The organism is Rhodocyclus gracilis, from assembly GCF_009617575.1.
Classification (GTDB): Bacteria; Pseudomonadota; Gammaproteobacteria; order Burkholderiales; family Rhodocyclaceae; genus Rhodocyclus; species Rhodocyclus gracilis.
Genome location: NZ_WIXJ01000001.1, coordinates 423,719 through 442,733, shown reverse-complemented (window position 1 = coordinate 442,733; position 19,015 = coordinate 423,719). Strand labels below are relative to the sequence as shown.

Below are 19,015 nucleotides of genomic sequence, written 5' to 3'. Positions count from 1 at the left end.
CGATGGTCTCGCTCCTCGATTCGACAAAAGTTAAGCCGTGCCACTTCGCGCAGCGACTTCAGCGAGAAGTCGCTCGATCAGGGAGTCGACGGACATTTGTCCGAGATCCTGACCGCCGCGGGTACGCACGGCCACCAGATTAGCTGCCATCTCTTTGTCGCCAACGACGATCTGATACGGCAGCTTGTTCAAGCTATGTTCGCGTATTTTATAAGTTATTTTTTCGTTGCGCAAATCGGACTCTACGCGCAGTCCGGCCTTGCGTAGCGTTTGTGCAACATGCGTTGCGTATTCGCCCTGTTTTTCCGAGATATTCAGCACCATGGCATGGGCGGGAGATAGCCACAGCGGCATGGCGCCGGCATAGTGCTCGATCAGAATGCCAATGAAGCGCTCGAGCGAGCCGAGGATGGCGCGGTGCAGCATCACTGGCGCGTGGCGTTCGTTGTCGTCGCCGACGTACTCGGCGCCCAGGCGTTGCGGCAGCGAGAAGTCGAGCTGCAGCGTGCCGCACTGCCAGACGCGGCCGAGGCAGTCTTTCAGCGAGAATTCGATCTTCGGGCCGTAGAAGGCGCCCTCGCCGGGTTGCAGTTCGTACGCCAGTCCCTTGGCGGCGAGTGCATCGGCCAGCGCCGCTTCGGCGCGGTCCCAGGTTTCTTCAGCGCCGATGCGCTTGGCCGGGCGGGTCGACAGCTTGACCAGGATGTCGGTGAAGCCGAAGTCGGCATAGACGCGCTGTAGCAGATCGATGAAGTCCGAGGTTTCGGACAGGATCTGTTCTTCGGTGCAGAAGATGTGCGCGTCGTCCTGGACGAAGCCGCGCACACGCATGATGCCGTGCAGCGCGCCCGACGGTTCGTTGCGGTGGCAGGAGCCGAACTCGGCCAGACGCAGCGGCAGGTCGCGGTAGCTGCGCAGACCCTGGTTGAAAATCTGTACGTGGCCCGGACAGTTCATCGGCTTGACCGCGTAATCACGGTTTTCCGAACAGGTGGTGAACATGTTCTCGGCGTAGTTCTGCCAGTGTCCGGAGCGCTCCCACAGCGAGCGGTCCATGATCGTCGGCGTCTTTACTTCCTTGTAGCCGTTCTGGTCGAGGACGCGGCGCATGTACTGCTCGACTTCCTGCCAGATGGTCCAGCCCTTCGGGTGCCAGAACACCATGCCTGGCGCTTCGTCCTGCAGGTGGAAGAGGTCGAGCTGTTTGCCGATGCGCCGGTGGTCGCGTTTCTCGGCCTCTTCGAGCATGGTCAGGTAGGTTTCAAGGTCTTCCTTTTTGGCCCAGGCGGTGCCGTAGATGCGCTGCAGCTGCTCGTTGTTCTGATCACCCCGCCAGTAGGCGCCGGCAACTTTCATCAGCTTGAAGACTTTCAGCTTGCCGGTCGAGGGGACGTGCGGGCCGCGACAGAGGTCGACGAAGTCGCCCTGACGGTAGAGCGACACTTCCTGGTCGGCGGGAATGGCGGCGATCAGTTCGGCTTTGTAGTGCTCACCGATGGAGGTGAAAAAGGCGGTGGCGTCGTCGCGTTTCCAGACTTCGCGGCTGACTTTCTGGTCGCGGCGAGCGAGCTCGCTCATGCGCTTTTCAATCGCCGCCAAGTCTTCGGGAGTGAAGGGACGGGTATAGGCGAAGTCGTAGAAAAAGCCGTTCTCGATGACCGGGCCGATGGTGACTTGCGCTTCCGGGAACAGCTCCTTGACCGCCGAGGCCAGCAAGTGGGCGCAGGAGTGGCGCAGGATGTCGACGCCTTCGTTGTCGCGCTCGGTGATGATCGCGAGTTCGACGTCGTTGTGGATGACGAAAGAGGTGTCAACGAGCTTGCCATCGACTTTGCCGGCGAGCGCAGCGCGGGCGAGGCCTGCGCCGATCGAGGCGGCAACATCGTAGATGCTTACGGGGGCCTCAAAGGAGCGCAGGGAGCCATCGGGGAGTTTGATCTGGGGCATGATTTTCCGGTCACAAAACAAAAAAGTGCGGACGAGCCGCACTTTTCGGGAAGGTCGCGCAGGCTCGCAGTCGAGTTAGTGCTCAGTCGTGGTACGCGTTCGACGGGTCATTGTGCGAGCTCCTTGGAGAGTGGGCGCAATTCTCGCAGATGCGCCAGTTTCACTCAAGCGGCCCACGGCGACCACTGCCGCCGGAGGCTGTCTTGGTGGGCGATTTTGTTTTGGCGGCGGCCGGCGCAGCGCGTTTGGCCGGACGAGCCTTGCCCTTTGGGGGCGGTGCTGGCAGAGTTGAGCGATGCGCGGCGAGCGTGTCGTCGTAGAGCGCCAGATAGGCGTCGGCGGCGCGCTTCCACGAGAGGTCGAGGCGCATGCCCTGTTGCTGCAACTGGCGCCAGAGACGGGGCTGTTTCCAGACGGCGGTGGCGCGTTCGAGGGTTTGCCAGAGGGCGTGGGCGGTAGCGTCCTGAAAGACGAAACCGGTGGCGGTACCGTCGGCGAGGGAGGCTTCATTGCAATCGACGACGCTGTCGGCCAGACCGCCGGTCTGGCGAACGATCGGCGGCGTGCCATAGCGCAGGCTGTACATCTGGTTGAGTCCGCACGGCTCGAAGCGGGAGGGCATGAGGAAGATATCGGCGCCCGCTTCGATCTGGTGCGCCAGTGCTTCGTCAAAGCCGATGACGCTGGCGATGCGGCCTGGGTAGCGTTCGCTCAGGGCGCGGAAGCCGGCTTCCAGCGCGGGGTCGCCGCTACCGAGAAGCGCCAGTTGGCCGGGCAGGTGTTCGGCGAGGCCGCTGCCGAGTGTCAGCAACAGGTCGAGACCTTTTTGTTCGGTGAGCCGGCTGACGACGCCAAAGAGCGGCAGGTCGTCGCGCTGCTCCAGACCGAGACGCGCTTGCAGAGCCGTTTTGTTGGCGCGTTTGCCGGTGAGGCGGCCGGCGCTGTAGGGCACGGCGAGGTGGGCGTCCTTCGCTGGGTTCCACGCATCGGTGTCGATGCCGTTGAGCAGGCCATACAGGGCCTGCGCACGGTAACGCAGCAGCGGGGCGAAACCGTAGCCGAGCGCTTCATCGAGGATTTCACGGGCGTAAGTCGGGCTGACGGTGTTGAGGCGGGTGGCGAATTGCAGGCCGGCCTTGAGGAAGGAAAAGTGGCCGAAATACTCGACGCCATCGAATGACCAGGATTGAGGCGGCAGGGCCAGCGCGGCGAGGTCGCTCGGCGCGAAATTGCCCGGAAAGGCGATGTTGTGGATTGTCAGAACGCTGGCGGCGCCGCCTTCATAGTGCAGGAAGGCGGCGGCAAGGGCTGTTTGCCAGTCGTGCAGATGGACGATGTCCGGCTGCCAGGCGAGCGGCGAATCAGGCTGGCCGAGGCGCGCAGCGACGCGCGACAGGAGGCCGAAACGCAGGACGTTGTCGCTGTAGTCGCTCCCCGCAGCATCGAGGTAGGGATTGCCGGGGCGGTCGAAGAGTTCGGGGCAGTCGAGCAGCAGCAGCGGCAGCCCGTCAGCGTTGGCAGCGAGCAGGCGGCAGGGCGGCAGGGCCGGGGTCAGCGAGGGCAGGCTGGCGACTTCCTGTGCTTCGGGGAAGGCGCGGCGCAGGGCGGGATAGGCGGGCACGAGTACCCGTACGTCCTGCCGCCGATGTTTCAGCGCAGCGGGCAGGGCAGCGGCGACGTCGCCCAAGCCGCCGGTTTTGACCCACGGGGCGATTTCGGAAACGGCGAAAAGAATGGCGAAGCGACTCATCCTCGGTTCTCCTGTTGGCGGGCGCTGCCGTGCTGCGCCGCGGGCCGGCGTGGACTGGCCTGCGCTACAGCCACAGCATCATTCCCATTTCGAAGCGGTGCGTCAGTTGTGCGTGCGCGGGGTAGGCGCGTAGCCGGTACTCGAGCTTGCCGCAGTGTTCCGGCGTCAGGTCGAGGGCGTAGCGTTGTTCGCCGTGCTCGGCGTCGCCTACCGGCAGCAGGATGGCGTGGCGGCCTTTTTTCGATTTGCCGCTGCTGCTCGGACGTGCGAATACCGCTTCGACGACGATGTCCTCGGCGGGCAGACCATTCAGGCGCACCATCACTTCGAGGCGCAGCGAGTCGCCAAAGCCGAGCCGCAGGGGGGGCGTATCGACGCGACGCAGTGCCACACCCGGCCAGGCGGCGCGAACGCGTGCCTTCCAGTCGGCGATGGCGTGCGCTGTCGCAAAGTGCTCCGCCGAATAACGGCGTCCTTGCGCGGCGGCAGGCAGGTAAAAGTTATGCACGTATTCGCCGACCATGCGGTTGACGTTGAAGTGCGGCGTGATGCTGCTGATGGCGCGCTTGGCCATGCCCACCCAGTCGGTCGACAGACCGGCGGGGCCAACGCGGTAGTAGGTGGGGATGACCTGATTTTCGAGGATTTCGTAGAGGCTGTTGGCCTCTTCGTCATCGCGCCGAGTTTCGTCGAGATGGCCGGGGGCTGGCTTGATGGACCAGCCGTTGGGGATGCCGTTCTGGTTGTCGAAGCCCTCGCCCCACCAGCCGTCGAGAATGGAGACGTTGAGGACGCCGTTCATCGCCGCTTTCATGCCGGAGGTGCCGGAGGCTTCGAGCGGGTAAATCGGGTTGTTCAGCCAGACGTCGACGCCGGCGACGAGACGCCGCGACAGGTGCAGGTCATAGTCTTCGAGGAGCAGGATGTGGCCTTCGAATTGCGGCAGGCGGGCGATCTGCGCAATGCGGCGGATCAGTTCCTGACCCGGTTGGTCGGCCGGGTGGGCCTTGCCGGCGAAGAGGAAGAGCACGGGCCGTTCGCTATTCGCGATGATCTTCGCCAGTCGCTCAAGATCGTGGAACAGCAGCGCTCCCCGCTTGTAGGTGGCAAAGCGGCGGGCGAAGCCGATGGTCAGGACGTTCGGCTTGTTCGGATCGGCCAGCCGCAAGAGACGGTCAAGGCGCGACGGCGAATCTTCGTTGCGCGCGTGCTGCGTGCTGACGCGGTGACGCACCATGTGCAGCAGTTGCGATTTGAGCATCTGCCGGATGCCCCAGAAGGTCGTGTCGGGGATCTGCTCGACTTTCGCCCAGCTCGCCGCGTCGGTTTGCCGTTCTTCCCAGCCGACGCCGAGATAGCGGTCGAAGGTCTCGAACCACTCGGTGGCGAGGAAGGTGCGGGTGTGCACGCCATTGGTGACGTAGCTGAGCGGGTTTTCGGCGGGCTCGATTTGCGGCCAGAGGTTGGCGCAGATATGCGAGGAGACGTCGCCGTGAATGCGCGAGACGCCGTTGTGCAGGCGTGAGCCGCGAATCGCCAGCGTCGTCATGTTGAATTCGCGCTCGCCGACGGTTTCGCCGAGCGCGAGAAGCTGCGCTGGTGTCGCGCCAACGTCGGCGCACCACTGCGCGAAGTGGCGCGTGATCGCCTCTTCGCTGAAATGGTCGTGTCCGGCGGGGACTGGCGTGTGCGTCGTGAAGACGACGTTGGCGGCGACGGCTTCGAGCGCCACCGGGAAGCTCAAGCCCTGCTGGCAGAGCTGGCGGATGCGTTCGAGGATGAGGAAGGCGGCGTGGCCTTCGTTGATATGCCACACCGTCGGGGCGATGCCGACTGCCGCCAGAGCGCGCACGCCACCGACGCCGAGCAGGATTTCCTGTTCCAGCCGCGTCTGGATGTCGCCGCCGTAAAGACGGTGGGCGATGTCGCGGTCGTGTTCGCTGTTCTCGGGGAGTGAGGTGTCGAGGAGCAGCAGATGCACCCGGCCGACGCGCACTTCCCAGACGCGCGCTTGCACCTGCCGTCCAGGCAGATCGACGGCGACGCGGATCTCGCGCCCTTGCTCGTCCTGAACGGGCGTTGCCGGCAGGTCGCCAAAGTCGGTGTCGTGATAGTTGGCGTGCTGGCGTCCGTCAGCGTCGAGCGTCTGGATGAAATAGCCTTGCCGGTAGAGGAGGCCCACGCCGACAAACGGCAGGCCCATGTCGGAGGCGGCCTTGCAGTGGTCGCCGGCGAGAATGCCTAGCCCCCCCGAATAGATCGGCAGGCTCTCATGCAGACCGAATTCGGCGCAGAAGTAGGCAATGATGTCGTCGCTATGGAAGCCGTGGCGCGTTGCCGTATCGGCCGCGATATCGAGGTAGGTGTCGTAGGCCGAGAGGACGCGGTTGAAGCTGCCGATGAAGGTCGGATCTTCGGCGGCCGCGTCGAGACGCTTCTGGTCGATGCGCTTGAGGAAGGCTTTCGGGTTGTGGCCGACGGCCAGCCACAAGGTCGGTTGCAAACGGGCAAACAGCGCTCGCGTCGGGCGATCCCAGCTGTACCAGAGATCGTTGGCCAACTCGCTCAGCCGTTGCAGGCGGGGCGGAATGCGAGGATTGACTTCGAGGGTGTAGACGGTTCCGGGCATGGTCATGGTCAGTCGCTGGAGGCAGTAGCGGAGGAATCGGAAGAATCGGAAAGGGCGAAATGCTCGAGTCGCAACGTGAGGAGCTCGTCGTCGCTGGTGAGCGGCCAGTGCAGCGTCAGTTCGACGGCTTGCATGATCTTTTCAAAGCCGGCTTCGGATTGCGAAACGGTGAAATGCGCCTGGCCGTCAAGCGTTGCCGGCGAGGAGAGCGACAGACGCAGAGCGGCGCCAAGGACGCCGTCTTCGAGGTCAAGCCGGGAGGCGGAGGTCGTGTGCAGCGCCTGCCCGAATCCGCCGGGAACGCTGCCGTCGGCGAGGCGGTAACGCCCGGCATAGCCGTCGCAGCTCGGCATGGCGAGGTTGAGTTCGACGGCGAGCGAACGCCCGGCCAGTCCCTGGCAATGCCAGACGATCTCCAGCGCGGAGCCGATCAGACGGTAGCTCTTGACGATCCCCGCTCGTGCAAAGCGGAGGGCGATCGGTGCGTGCGGCGTCTGCGTGTTACCGGCTGTCGGCGCGTAGTCGGCGAGGAGTTCGCCGTCGAGTCGATCCAGGCAGAGTGCGCGTGGTGCGGCATCAGGGAGGATGTCGGCGCTGCTGATCGGTTGCTTGCAGCGGACGATGTCGTGCGCCGAGGCGATGCCGTCGCCGGGGGCGGGGGGCGGGGCGCTGTCGCCGATGCGGCTGTGGTAGTGCTCGGCGTAGCGGCGCAAGGTGTCGGCGAAGTTATGCGTCAGCGGGTAGTTCGACAGTTCGTGCAGCGCCGCCAGACCATCGTCACGCACGGCGAGTTGCCAGATGGCGTTGTGCGCGAGCCATTCACGTCGTCCGTCGAGGTCGACATCGCTGTCGCCAAGCGCGGGGCGCGGCGCGAGGCGATCGAGTGCGGCTTCAAGGGCGATCAGGTTGTTCCACAGGGCGCGGCGCAGGTGCGGCAGGTACAGCCCGCCAAAAAGGCCGTGCCAGTAGGCGTCGTTGGCCTGTGCGCGGTAGAGGGTGTCGGTGAGTTCGGTCAGCTCGGTGATGGCGGCGAGTCGATTGGATTCGCTGAGCGCATCGGGTTTGTTGAATTCACTGGCGCTGGTCGGGTGGTCGTCCGTGTCGGCGCGCAGACGCGTTTGCAGTTCGTGCAGACGCGCGGAGAGGCCGAGCATGCGCTTGTGCGTCCAGTTCGATTCGGTGTAGCGGCTGAAGAAGTTGCGCCAGATGCCGCCGCGCAGGAAAGGGCGGTTGCGCGCCATGCGGCCGGCGTTCTCTTCCTGTGCCAGCAGCGCTGAGTAGTCGGCGGCGGCGGCGGCCGGCAGCGTCCACTCGTTCATCTCGCTGTAGGAGGCGGTCGGCAGGTAGATGACGCCGCGACCGGCGTGCTGGCGGTGAAAGTCCGCATAGGTGCCGGTGGTTACGTCGGGGTGGGCGAGAACGCCTTCGATGAAGGCTTTCAGCCAGCCGCGTCCGTAGACCCAGTCGTGGGTTTCCGGCCAGACGCCGAATTTCTCGATGTCGTCGAAGTAGACGGCGGCGCTGCGTCCGGCGGCGGCCAGACTGGCGAGGTAGTCGACCGCTTCCGGTGCCGGCGAGAAGGGCAGACGGTAGCGTAGCGCTTCGGAGATGGCAAAGAGATCAAGGCGAACGCCGCCTTCCTCGGTGCTGAAATAGCCATCGAGGGCGTCGGCGGGCTGGCCGGCGTAGAGAAAGTGGGTGTCGTCGACGGCAACGTAGTCGATGCCGGCCGCCGCGAGCGAGGGCACCACCGACGATTCCCATACGCGTTCCGTGAGCCAGGCGCCGCTTGGTCGTTGCCCGGTCCACTCGGCCAGCTTGCTCGACAGGCGTTCGATCTGGCCGATGCGATCGCGGGCGGGGATCGAGGCCAGGACTGGCTCGGTGTCACCGGAGCCGAAGAGTTCGACCTGGCCACGTCGCACCATCTCGGCGAGCAGTTCCATGTCTTCCGGATAGCGTTGGCGCAGCCAGTCGAGCAGCCAGCCCGAGAAATGCACCGAAAAGCGGAAGTCCGGGTAGGCGTAGAGCGTATGCAGAAAGGGGCGGTAGCAGCGTTCGTGCGCGTCGGCGATCACTTCCGGGAAATTGCCGACAGGCTGGTGGGCATGGACGCCGAACAGCAGGGTAACGGGCTGGGTCATGGCGTCGGGGTCTCAGCTGGCGCGGCGCATGGCGCCGCCGGTTTCGGGTGCGCCGTGCCCGTGGCTGACGGCCTGGTCGAGGGCCGCCGGGGCGGGCAGTTTGAGCAGGCGGTAGAGGTCGCGCAGGTTGTCGCGGAAGAGGATGTCGAAGCTGGCGACGGCTTCGGCCGGGTTGTAGTCGCCGAACCACCAGAACCAGTCGGAGCTTTCGCAGACGGTCAGGCGGGCGCAGACGGCGGCAGCTTCGGCCTCACTCAGGCGGCCGCTGCCAAGAACGAGGTCGGCGCTGTGCTTGGCGTCGCAGAGAAGCTCCCAGGCGCGGTTTTTCGCCGGGTCGCCGATCCAGGTCGAGAAGCTGCCATAGACCCAGCTGCCGGCGACGAGCGTGGCGATGGCGCCATGGCGCTCGGCCTGCGCGGCGCTGGCGGTGCTCAGGGTCACGGTAGCGATCTGTGGGTGGGCGGCGAGAGCGCTGTAGAGGGCTTCAAAAAAGTGCCAGCCGTTGTAGGGGTAGGTTTCCCAGGCGTTTTCGCCGTCGAGGATGACGCTGACGACGCCGTCGGGGTGCTCACCGGCGATGCGTTCGACTTCGCCGACGAAATGCAGGGCAGCGTCGCGCCCATGCCAGCGGGCGTATTCAAAGCCGATCAGGTCGGAGAGGTGTTCGTCGCGGAAGAAGAGCGACAGCGGGCTGTTGCCAACGCGCCAGGGGCGGTAGATATCGCCCTCTTCGCCGAGCGAGTTGTGCAGGAGCGCGGCGCTGCTGGCGGTCCACGTCAGCGAGTGTTCGGCGATCTGTTCGAGAAAAGCCGCCGAGAGGGCGCCTTCGGCGGGCCAGAGGCCGGCGGGAGGGGCGCCAAAACGGCGCTGGTGGCTGGCGATGCCTTCGTCGAGCTGGGCGGCGACCCGGCTGGTGCCGCCGGGATAGGCCGGTGCGGCGGGCAGGACGCATTCCGCCCACGCTTCACGCGCGCTGGCGAAATCGATCAGCAGGGGCGATAGCGGATGCGCTTGCGGTGAGCACGAGAGTTCGATTTGCCCACGGGCAGCCAGCGCCCGCCAGCGGCCGATGAGCGCGGTGAGGGTAGCGCCGAGTACGTCGATGAGTTGCTGGCGTTCGGCGAGGCTGAAGTGGCTGCCGCGCGCCATCAGTTCGGCAATGACGGGTTGCTCGCGGCGGACGGTTTCGCCTGTCCACGCGAGCAGGTACCAGATGGCGAGGTCGGTGTAGTAAATGCCGGCGAGGTAGCGTTCGCAGCCTTCGCCCAGTTCGGCGACGCGTTGGTGCAGGTCGCGCAGTCGCCGATAGGGCGCGAAGGGCTCGAGCATGGTCGGCGCATGGCAGCGGAAGGCGATACCCCTGATCCAGCGGCGCTGCTCGGCGCTCAGGCTTTCCGGATCGGCGCAGGTGGCGATGGCGAGCAGCCGGTCGCGCCAGTGTCCGCTGGCGAATTGCTCGCTGTAGTCTTCCAGTTGGTCGAGCAGCACTGGCACGAAGTTCACGGTGCAGTGCATCTGCGGGTGCCGTTCGAGATGCCCCGCCATGTCGGTGTAGTCCTTGATGCCATGCAGCAGCACCCAGGGTTCGGTGAATTCGCCTGTCCCTGGCCGGCGGTAGTCCGGCTGGTGCATGTGCCAAAGGAAGGCGAGTTGCGTCATGGCGTATTCAGGTAGTCGCCCTGACCGAGCATTTCCGGGGTGATCAGGGTGATTCCCTTCTTGCTGACGTGGAAGCGGCGACGGTCTTCGTCGGGGTTGACGCCGACGACCAGACCTTCGGGGATGCGGCAGTTTTTATCGACGACGCAGCGTTTGAGGACGGCGTGGCGGCCGATGTCGACGTGCGGCAGGATGATCGAGTCTTCGACCGATGCCCAGCTATGAACCTTCACTTGCGAAAACAGGAGGGAGCGGCGGACGGTACTGCCGGAGATGATGCAGCCGCCGGAGACGAGCGAGTCGATGGCTTCGCCGCGCCGCTTGTCGTCGTCGAAGACGAATTTGGCGGGCGGGAGTTGCTCCTGGTGCGTCCAGATCGGCCAGTCTTCGTCGTAGAGGTTGAGTTCGGGGGTCACCTTCGTCAGTTCCATGTTCGCCTCCCAGTAGGCGTCGATGGTGCCGACGTCGCGCCAGTAGGGGGCGCCACCGGCGCTCATGCCGACGCAGGAGTCGGCGAGGCGATGCGCGCAGACGCGATAACGCGGCACGATGTGCGGGATGATGTCCTTGCCGAAATCGCGGCTCGATTTCGGCTCGGCGGCGTCACGCGCCAGTTGTTCGAAGAGAAACCTGGTGTTGAAAATGTAGATGCCCATCGAGGCCAGCGCGCGGTCCGGCTGGCCGGGGATGGCGGGCGGATCGGCGGGTTTTTCGAGGAAGCTGACGACGCGGTCGTTTTCGTCGACGCCCATGACGCCGAATTCGCGGGCTTCGGCCAGCGGCACGTCGATGCAGCCGACGGTCATGTCGGCACCGCGTTTGACGTGGGCAGCGAGCATGCGGCCGTAGTCCATCTTGTAGATGTGGTCGCCGGAGAGGACAAGCACGTAGTCGGGCTTGTTGCGGCGCAGCAGGTGCATGTTCTGATAGACCGCATCGGCGGTGCCCTGATACCACTGCACTTCGTCGATCTGCTGCTGTGCCGGCATCAGCTGGACGAATTCGTCGAAGCGGCCATCGAGGAAGCTCCAGCCGCGCTGGATGTGGCGGATCAGGCTGTGCGCCTTGTATTGCGTGGCGACGCCAATGCGACGAATGCCGGAATTGACGCAGTTGGAGAGGGTGAAGTCGATGATGCGGAACTTGCCGGCGAAAAATACAGCCGGCTTGGCGCGGTGATCGGTGAGTTGCATCAGGCGGCTGCCGCGCCCGCCCGCCAGAACCATCGCGAAGGTATTGCGGGTAAGCTGGCTGATGAATCGGCTATCGCTGTGTTCGTTGTAAATTGCGTCCTGCTCGGGCATCAGTTTGGATCTCCTTGCTTTGCCGTATGTGTCGGGCGGTTTATCGCTATCATACTGCGCCATGTCGCCCAAAAACGTTCGTCCGCCGGAAATTGCCGGTTCCCCCCAAGATACCTACCTCTTCAACGAGGGACGTAACTCGCAGACCTATCGCCTGCTCGGCGCGCATGCGCAGACGGCCGGCGGAGTCGTGTTTCGCGTCTGGGCGCCCAATGCCCGCAGCGTTTCGGTCATCGGCAGTTTCAACGGCTGGAATGGCGCCAGCGATCCGCTCGTCAGCCTCGGCGATTCCGGCATCTGGGCCGGCTACGTCGGGCATGCCGCTGTCGGCGACCTTTACCGCTTCGAGATCGTCGCCGCCGATGGTTACCGGCGTGTGAAATCCGATCCCTACGCGCGCGAATGCGAGTTGCGCCCGGCCAACGCGTCGCGTGTCGCCGCGCCCGACTGCTATCGCTGGAACGATGCCGCGTGGCTGCGTCGGCGCGCCCAGACGGATTGGCTGCACGCGCCGATGTCGATCTACGAAGTGCACGCCGGTTCGTGGATGCGGCATCCCGATGGCCGCCTCTATTCCTGGCGTGAGCTGGCCGCACGTCTGATTCCCTACGCGCTGGAGCAGGGCTTCACGCACCTTGAGTTGCTCCCGGTCAGCGAGCACCCGCTCGATGAATCCTGGGGGTATCAGACGACGGCGTATTTCGCGCCGAGTGCCCGCTACGGAACGCCGGACGACCTGAAGTTCTTTGTCGATGCCTGCCACCAGGCGGGCCTTGGCGTGCTGCTCGACTGGGTTCCGGGTCATTTCCCGGCGGACGAGTGGGCGCTGGCGCGTTTTGACGGCAGCGCGCTTTACGAGCACGAAGATCCGCGTCTCGGCTTGCAGCTCGACTGGGGAACGTGCATCTTCAATTACGGCCGCCATGAGGTGAAGAGCTTCCTGCTGTCGTCGGCGCATTGCTGGCTCGCGGAGTACCACTTCGACGGTCTGCGTGTCGATGCCGTTGCCTCGATGCTCTACCTCGACTACTCACGCAAACCGGGTGAGTGGCTGCCCAACCGCTTTGGCGGGCGGGAAAATCTCGACGCCATCGATTTCCTGCGTCAGCTGAATACGCTCGTACACGGCGAGTTTGCCGGCGCGCTGACCTTCGCCGAAGAGTCAACCGCCTGGCCGATGGTGTCGCGGCCCGTGAATCTCGGCGGCCTGGGCTTTTCGATGAAATGGAGCATGGGCTGGATGAACGACAGCCTGCGCTACTTCCACCGCGATCCGCTCTACCGTCGCTGGCACCACAACGAGATGACCTTCGGCCAGATGTACGCCTACAGCGAGAACTTCGTCCTGCCGCTGTCGCACGACGAAGTGGTGCACGGCAAGGGTTCGCTGATCGGCAAGATGCCCGGCGATAACTGGCAGCGTTTTGCCAATCTGCGCCTGCTGCTCGCCTGGCAGATGACGACGCCGGGCAAGAAACTGCTGTTCATGGGCAGCGAATTCGGTCAGTGGCGTGAATGGAGCGAGCAGCGCGAACTCGACTGGGCGCTGTTGGGCGAAGCCCGCCACGTTGGCGTCCTGCGCGTGTTACGCGATCTCAACAGCGTGTATCGCGAGCGCCCCGCCATGCACGAGCTCGATTTCGATGCCGCCGGTTTTGCCTGGATCGACTGTCACGACGCCGATCATTCCGTGCTTTCGTGGCTGCGCCGTGCGCGCGACGGACGCTTTGTCGTCGTCGTCTGTAATTTCACGCCGCAGGTGCGGGAGCATTACCGCATTGGTGTGCCGCAGCTAGGCGACTACGCCGAACTCATCAACACGGATTCCGCGTTTTACGGTGGCAGCAACGTCGGCAACGGCGGGCGCGTTAGCGCCGTGCCGGGCGACTGGATGCATTTGCCGGCGTCGCTGTCACTGACGCTGCCGCCCCTGGCGTGCCTGGTGCTGGCGCTCTGCGACTAACGGTGTGCGGCGAGCGCCAGCGCTCCCAGAGCGCCCAGGCGCTCATCGGTGACGAGATGCACTGGCATCTCGGCGGCCAGCGACCGATGCTCACGTTTGTCGAGGAAGGCGGCGAGGAAACGCGCTTGCTGCGTCTCGTCCATGAGCTTGGCGGCGATTCCCCCGGCGAGATAGACGCCGCCACGCGCCAGCCAGGTCAGCGCCTGATCGCCGGCAAAGGCGCCGAAGGCGGAGAACCATAGCGCCAGCGCCGTCCTGGCTTTTGCGGCGTCGATGGCGGGGGGGCGCTCTTCGCCGCGCGCTGCCGCGCTGATCTGTGCGGGCGGCCATTCACCGCCATCGAGAAAGGCCATGACGCGCGTCAGTCCGGGGCCGGAGACGACGTCTTCGGCGGTGACGCGGCCGTTCTGCGCGAACAGGTCCTGCCAGAGTGCGGCGTGTTCGAGCGAATACGGAGCAAACCCCTGATGGCCGCCTTCACTGGACACGACGCGGGTCTCCTCCCCGCGTTCGAGCAGACCGGCGACGCCAAGGCCGGTGCCGGCGCCGACGACGACGCGCGCCGCTCCCGGCTGCGGCTTGCCGGCGTGCAGCGTACGCAGGGCGGTGGCCGGGAGGGCATCAATACCGCGTGCGGCAGCGAGGAAGTCGTTGACCAAGAGCACGTCGCCGATGGCAAAGCGCTTCGCCAGCGCGGCGGCGTCGAGTTGCCAGGGGAGGTAGGTGAGGCGGGCCGTGGTGCCCGTCACCGGCCCGGCGACGGCGAAACAGGCGGCGGCGACAGGTTCGCCGGCGGCTCCCAGGAAATCGGCGAGTAGCGTTGAAAAATCGGGCCAGTCGGCGTTCTGGTAGCGGCGCTCGACGATGATGCGTGGCGATGTGGGGCGAGGCGCATGTGCTGGCTGCCGCCCGTCGGCATCGCTGTCTGCGCTGGCTTCGGCCAGCAGCATGAGGGTTTTCGTCCCACCGACGTCGGCGGCGAGCAGTCGCCGCGCTCTCTGTGGTGCGGTTGCGGCGCAGTCCCGTGCTGTGGGCTTATGCATGCAGCGATGTCGTCGCGCTGGAAGGCGCGAGTCGTCCGGATCGGTGCGAGGAAGCGTCAGGTCGTGGCGTCAGCCGCTTCCCGACAAAGGTTGCGTTGCTGCGCGTACTGCGGCGAATGAGCTCAAACATGCTGGCCTCGTGGGATCGGCGGTGCCGAGTCAGGCGGCATGCTAGCACTCGGGCGCAGAAAACAAAAAAGCCACCCGAAGGTGGCTGAATTTGTTTTTCTCTCAATTCCCGAGAGGGAATTGGTAGGCGCGATTGGACTCGAACCAACGACCCCCACCATGTCAAGGTGGTGCTCTAACCAGCTGAGCTACGCGCCTATCGTTCGCCGGAACTGCTTGGCGTTGCGAAGGAAGCGCGCATTATAGCGATTACCGATGCGAATGCAACACCCTTTGTCGCACGGATGATGAACGGGGCGTTTTTTTCGTGCTGAGCGGCGGCGCAGGGGTGGGCGGACTTTGTGAGAACGATGATTTACACTGCGCTGCCCGTCACGCTGCCGGATGGAGCGGGGCGTTTTTCGACGCTCGGCCGAGACGGTGCTGTGATCGTCTATTCTATTGAATTATTGGCGATTTTTTTGACTATGCCTTATCGAATTCTGCAGGTTCCCGAATACGGCGTGCTGGATGCGTACCGCGCCAGGCTCGTCCAGTACGGTTTTGTCGCCGATGCCGCGCAGCAGGCGGCGGTGGAGCGTTTGCAGCGGCTGTATTCCGAATTGCTGTCCTTCAAGGCGGCGCGGCGCAGTTCGTGGCGCAAGATGGTGTCGCGGGCGACGCCGCCGCGTGGCGTGTATTTCTGGGGCGGTGTCGGGCGCGGCAAGAGTTTCCTGATGGATTGTTTTTTTGAGGCGGTGCCGTATCGGCGCAAGCGGCGTGTGCACTTTCACGCCTTCATGCGCGAAGTGCACGAACGCCTGAATACCCTCAAAGGAACGAGCGATTCGCTGTCGAAGGTGGCGGATCAGATCGCGGCGGACGTGCGCTTGCTGTGTTTCGACGAGTTTCATGTCTCCGATATTGCCGACGCGATGATGCTCGGGCGTCTGCTTGAGGCGTTGTTTGCGCGCGGCGTGGTGATTGTCATGACCTCGAACTACCCGCCGCAGCGCCTTTACCCCGATGGTTTGCAGCGGGAGAACTTTCTGCCGACGATTGCCCTGATCGAGCGCGAGCTCGATATCGTCGAGGTCGATGCTGGCGTCGATTACCGGCAGCGTACGCTGGAGCGCGTCGAGACTTTCCTCGTTCCGGCGGACACAGCGGCGGAGCGGGCTCTGGCCGAGACCTTTGCGGCGCTGGCGGGCGACGAGGCGGTGTCCGCTGGCAGCCTCGAGATTCTCGGGCGCGAGATTGCCGTGCGGCGCCGTGCGGCCGAGGTGATCTGGTTCGATTTTGCCGAGTTGTGCGGCGGTCCGCGTTCGCAGAACGATTACCTCGATCTGGCGCGCCGTTATCCGACGGTGCTGCTGTCGGGGATTCCGCAGATGGGCGCGCGGCACGCGGCGGAGGCGCGGCGCTTTACCTGGCTGGTCGACGTTTTCTACGATCACCGCGTCAAGCTGATTGCCTCGGCGGCGTGCGAGCCGGAAGGCCTTTATACGGAAGGTGTGCACGCGGGCGAGTTCTTCCGCACCGCCAGCCGGCTCGCCGAAATGCGTTCGCGTGACTATCTGGCTTTGCCGCACCTCAAATGAAAACGGGCAGCGCCGCGTGGCGCTGCCCGTCTGTGCGTCGTGCCGCTGGCGTGCGGCGTTCGTGGTCTCGCGCTCCTAGAGCAGGTTTTCCAGGCGCAGGCGCACCAGCGGTGCACGTACGGCGGGCAGCGCTTCGATGAAGCGGATGGCAGCGTCGATCTGCCGTTCGCGCGTCTGGTGCGTGAGCATGATGATGTCGGTCTGCTCTTCACCTTCGTCGGGTTCGCGCTGGATCATGGCGTCGATCGAGATGCCCTGGTCGGCAAGGATGCGCGTGATGTCGGCGAGTACGCCGGGGCGGTCTTCGACACGCAGGCGCAGGTAGTAGCTGGTGCTGATTTCCGCCAGCGGCAGGATCGGCAGGTCGACCAGCGAGTGTGGCTGGAAGGCGAGATGCGGTACGCGGTTTTCCGGGTCGGCCGTGGCCGTACGGGTGACGTCGACGAGGTCGGCGATGACCGCGCTGGCGGTCGGTTCGGCGCCGGCGCCCTTGCCGTAGTAGAGCGTGGCACCGACGGCATCGCCCTTGACCAGCACGGCATTCATGGCGCCTTCGACGTTGGCGATGAGGCGCTTTTCCGGGATCAGCGTTGGATGCACGCGCAGCTCGACGCCTTCCGGCGTGCGCCGCGTGATGCCGAGCAGCTTGATGCGGTAGCCGAGTTGTTCGGCGTACTTGATGTCCTCGGCGGCCAGCCGGCTGATACCCTCGACGTGCGCCTGTGCGAAGTGCATCGGAATGCCGAACGCAATGGCGCTCATGATCGTGATCTTGTGCGCCGCGTCGACGCCTTCGATATCGAAGGTCGGGTCGGCTTCGGCGTAGCCGAGGCGCTGCGCCTCGGCGAGCACGGTGGCGAAGGGCAGGCCCTTGTCGCGCATTTCCGAGAGGATGAAGTTGGTGGTGCCGTTGATGATGCCGGCGATCCACTCGATGCGGTTCGCCGAGAGGCCTTCGCGCAGTGCCTTGATGATCGGGATGCCGCCGGCGACGGCGGCTTCGAAAGCGATCATCACGCCGCGTTGCTGGGCGGCGGCGAAAATCTCGTTACCTTGCGTGGCAAGCAGCGCCTTGTTGGCGGTCACGACATGCTTGCCGTTCGCAATGGCGCGCATGACGAGTTCGCGGGCGACGCCATAGCCGCCGATCAACTCGATGACGATGTCGATCTCGGGGTCGTCGACTACCGAGAAGGCGTCGTCGGTCAGGCGGGCCTTGTCACCGACAATCGCCCGCGCGTGTTCCAGGTTTTTGTCGGCAACCGCCGTGATGCGGATGGGCCGGCCAGCGCGGCGGGTGATTTCTTCAGCGTTACGGGCAAGAACGGTAAAGACACCGCCGCCGACGGTGCCGATGCCGAGGAGTCCAACGTTGATCGGTTTCATGGTGTCCTGAGTGATGGGTGACGTGGTTGGGACGGGGTGAAAAGTGCTTCAGGCCTTGCTGTGGCGATTGCGGTAGGTTTCGAGGAAGCGCGCAATGCGGCCGATGGCTTCGCGCAAATCGCCTTCGTACGGCAGGAAGACAAGGCGGAAGTGGTCCGGTTGCGCCCAGTTGAAACCGGTGCCCTGCACCAGCAGCACGCGTTCGGCTTCGAGCAGTTCGGCGATGAATTCCTGGTCGTTGGCAATCGGGTAGAGCTTCGGGTCGAGGCGCGGGAACATGTACAGCGTTGCCTTCGGCTTGACGCAGGTGACGCCGGGAATCGCCGTGATCAGCTCGTGCGCGAGATCGCGCTGGCGGCACATGCGACCGCCGGGGGCGACGAGGTCGTCGATGCTCTGATAGCCGCCAAGCGCCGTCTGGATCGCGTACTGGCCCGGTACGTTGGCACACAGACGCATCGAGGCGAGCATGTCGAGGCCTTCGATGTAGTCGCGCGCACGCCGCTTGTCGCCGGAAACGATCATCCAGCCGGCGCGATAGCCGCAACAGCGGTAGTTCTTGGAGAGGCCGTTGAAGGTGATGGTGAGCACATCTTCGGACAGCGAGCCGATCGACGTGTGCGTCTCGCCGTCGTAGAGCACCTTGTCGTACACCTCGTCGGCGTAGATGATCAGGCCGTGCTCGCGGGCGATGGCGACGATTTCGCGCAGCACTTCGGGCGGATAGAGCGCGCCGGTCGGGTTGTTCGGGTTGATGATGACGATGGCGCGCGTGTTCGGCGTGATCTTGGCGCGGATGTCGTCAAGGTCGGGCAACCAGCCGTTCGATTCGTCACACAGGTAGTGGCGCGGCGTGCCGCCGGAGAGGCTGACGGCAGCGGTCCACAGTGGGTAGTCGGGCGCCGGCAGCAGTACTTCCTCGCCCGGATCGAGTAGCGCATTCATCGCCATGACGATCAGCTCGGAGACGCCGTTGCCGATGTAGATGTCGTCGAGCGTGACGCCACGGATCTTCTTTTGCTGGCAGTAGTGCATCACCGCCTTGCGCGCCGAGAAGATGCCTTTCGAGTCGGAGTAGCCGGCCGAATTGGGCAGGTTGCGGATCATGTCCTGCTGGATTTCGTCGGGCGCGTCGAAGCCGAATGAGGCGAGGTTGCCGATGTTCAGCTTGATGATCTTGTGGCCTTCGTCTTCCATCTGACGGGCGCGGACCAGCACCGGGCCGCGAATGTCGTAACAGACATTCGCCAGCTTGCCGGATTTGTGGATGCTCGCTGCCTGCGGCGCAGACGTCGTGGAAAGCGCGGGCGTCGAGGGCGTCGCAATGGAAGTGTTCGTCGAAACGGGCGTGTTAACGGGCGTGTTCTTTGGCATGGGCGTTGGCCGGGCGGGCCTTTCTTCCTGGGTAAGAGCGCGTAGTGCTGGCGCGTGGTGAAACGCGTTTGGCGCGCGGGAAATACTGGCTGGCGGTGCGCAAGCAG

At 64.7% G+C, this 19,015-nt stretch carries 11 protein-coding genes and 1 tRNA gene; 2 read left to right on the top strand and 10 right to left on the bottom strand.

From position 1 onward, the window contains the following. Positions 1 to 30: 30 nt before the first annotated feature. The 6 genes from thrS to glgC all read right to left on the bottom strand — a co-directional run bounded on the left by thrS (position 31) and on the right by glgC (position 11,433). Entirely contained in the window at positions 31 to 1,947 is a 1,917-nt protein-coding gene (gene thrS / locus GHK24_RS01995; RefSeq protein WP_153468142.1) for a threonine--tRNA ligase, read from the bottom strand. Between the two features lie 160 nt (positions 1,948 to 2,107). Beyond that, positions 2,108 to 3,697: a glycogen synthase GlgA gene (gene glgA / locus GHK24_RS01990; protein WP_153468139.1), complete on the bottom strand. Its 1,590-nt coding sequence runs from the start codon at positions 3,695 to 3,697 to the stop codon at positions 2,108 to 2,110. Between the two features lie 64 nt (positions 3,698 to 3,761). Continuing rightward, positions 3,762 to 6,326 carry an alpha-glucan family phosphorylase gene (gene glgP, locus GHK24_RS01985; protein ID WP_153468831.1) on the bottom strand — a complete coding sequence of 855 codons (2,565 nt, stop codon included), beginning with the start codon at positions 6,324 to 6,326 and terminating at the stop codon, positions 3,762 to 3,764. A gap of 8 nt (positions 6,327 to 6,334) precedes the next feature. Further along, complete coding sequence (locus GHK24_RS01980) at positions 6,335 to 8,470, bottom strand: alpha-amylase/4-alpha-glucanotransferase domain-containing protein (protein ID WP_153468136.1); 2,136 nt, start codon at positions 8,468 to 8,470, stop codon at positions 6,335 to 6,337. 12 nt (positions 8,471 to 8,482) lie between these two features. Next, a complete protein-coding gene (locus GHK24_RS01975; RefSeq protein ID WP_153468133.1) occupies positions 8,483 to 10,129 on the bottom strand; it encodes a glycoside hydrolase family 57 protein in 1,647 nt (548 codons plus the stop codon). After that, positions 10,126 to 11,433 carry a glucose-1-phosphate adenylyltransferase gene (gene glgC / locus GHK24_RS01970; protein WP_153468130.1) on the bottom strand — a complete coding sequence of 436 codons (1,308 nt, stop codon included), beginning with the start codon at positions 11,431 to 11,433 and terminating at the stop codon, positions 10,126 to 10,128. The genes GHK24_RS01975 and glgC overlap by 4 nt, the downstream gene beginning before the upstream one ends. 61 nt (positions 11,434 to 11,494) lie before the next feature. Between glgC and glgB the strand changes: the two genes are divergently transcribed. Further along, the gene (gene glgB / locus GHK24_RS01965) at positions 11,495 to 13,396 is read left to right on the top strand and encodes a 1,4-alpha-glucan branching protein GlgB (RefSeq protein ID WP_153468127.1); all 1,902 of its coding nucleotides are present in this window, start codon (positions 11,495 to 11,497) and stop codon (positions 13,394 to 13,396) included. Here the strand turns inward: glgB and GHK24_RS01960 are convergent. Both GHK24_RS01960 and GHK24_RS01955 read right to left on the bottom strand, forming a co-directional pair. After that, positions 13,393 to 14,439 carry a glucokinase gene (locus GHK24_RS01960; RefSeq protein WP_153468123.1) on the bottom strand — a complete coding sequence of 349 codons (1,047 nt, stop codon included), beginning with the start codon at positions 14,437 to 14,439 and terminating at the stop codon, positions 13,393 to 13,395. The two genes, glgB and GHK24_RS01960, sit on opposite strands and share 4 nt — an antisense overlap. Before the next feature lie 250 nt (positions 14,440 to 14,689). Continuing rightward, positions 14,690 to 14,766 (bottom strand) — tRNA-Val (locus tag GHK24_RS01955). A 269-nt stretch (positions 14,767 to 15,035) separates the two neighbouring features. Here GHK24_RS01955 and zapE point away from each other — a divergent pair. Continuing rightward, positions 15,036 to 16,148 carry a cell division protein ZapE gene (zapE, locus tag GHK24_RS01950; RefSeq protein WP_153468120.1) on the top strand — a complete coding sequence of 371 codons (1,113 nt, stop codon included), beginning with the start codon at positions 15,036 to 15,038 and terminating at the stop codon, positions 16,146 to 16,148. A gap of 75 nt (positions 16,149 to 16,223) precedes the next feature. Here the strand turns inward: zapE and GHK24_RS01945 are convergent, their stop codons facing one another. Next, entirely contained in the window at positions 16,224 to 17,534 is a 1,311-nt protein-coding gene (locus GHK24_RS01945; RefSeq protein WP_153468117.1) for a homoserine dehydrogenase, read from the bottom strand. 48 nt (positions 17,535 to 17,582) lie between these two features. Next, the gene (locus GHK24_RS01940; protein ID WP_153468114.1) at positions 17,583 to 18,908 is read right to left on the bottom strand and encodes a pyridoxal phosphate-dependent aminotransferase; all 1,326 of its coding nucleotides are present in this window, start codon (positions 18,906 to 18,908) and stop codon (positions 17,583 to 17,585) included. Positions 18,909 to 19,015 lie beyond the last annotated feature (107 nt).